The sequence below is a fragment of the Mycobacterium mantenii genome, assembly GCF_001667865.1.
GTDB lineage: Bacteria > Actinomycetota > Actinomycetes > Mycobacteriales > Mycobacteriaceae > Mycobacterium > Mycobacterium mantenii_A.
Map to the genome: position 1 here is coordinate 1 of NZ_LZJP01000003.1, position 828 is coordinate 828.

The 828-nt window shown below is 70.2% G+C and carries 1 protein-coding gene; it reads left to right on the forward strand.

The window, feature by feature from the left end:
* On the forward strand, nucleotides 1–828 hold an 828-nt coding region (locus A5688_RS00015), incomplete at both ends, for a condensation domain-containing protein (protein ID WP_242663188.1).

An 828-nucleotide genomic window follows, 5' to 3' on the forward strand; every position in this document is an offset into this window, starting at 1 on the left:
GGTGGCCGCCGAGCGGGCCGATTTCGGCTGGCAGATCATCGACGCCAGCGGCTGGCCGGAAAGCCGGCTGGGTGAGGCCATCGACACCGCAGCGCGCTACACGTTCGACCTGGCAACCGAGATCCCGTTGCGGGCACGGCTTTTCCGGGTCGCCGACGATGAACACGTGCTGGTGGCCGTGGCGCACCATATCGGCGCGGATGGCTGGTCGATCACCGCGCTGGTGCGTGACCTGGGGGTGGCGTATGCCAGCCGGTGCGCGGGGCGGGCCCCGGGCTGGGCGCCACTGCCGGTGCAGTATGTCGATTACACCCTGTGGCAGCGCGCGCAGTTTGGGGATCTGGACGACAGCAGCAGTCCCATCGCCGCGCAGTTGGCTTACTGGGAGCAGGCGCTGGCCGGGCTGCCCGAGCGGCTGGCGTTGCCCACCGATCGGCCTTACCCGCCGGTGGCTGATCAGCGCGGCGCCCGGCTGGCTGTGGAGTGGCCGGCGGGGCTGCAGCAGCGGGTGCGCGAGGTGGCCCGTGAGCACAACGTGACCAGTTTCATGGTGATGCAGGCCGCGCTGGCGGTGCTGCTGTCCAAGCTCAGCGCGAGTTCCGATGTGGCGGTGGGGTTTGCGATCGCCGGCCGGCGCGATCCCGCGCTCGATGAGCTGGTGGGGTTTTTCGTCAACACCTTGGTGCTGCGGGTCGATCTGGCCGGGGATCCCACCGTGGCCGAGCTGCTGGCCCAGGTGCGAGCGCGCGGCCTGGCCGCCTATGAACACCAAGACGTGCCCTTCGAGGTGCTCGTGGAGCGGCTCAACCCCACCCGAAGCCTGGCCCA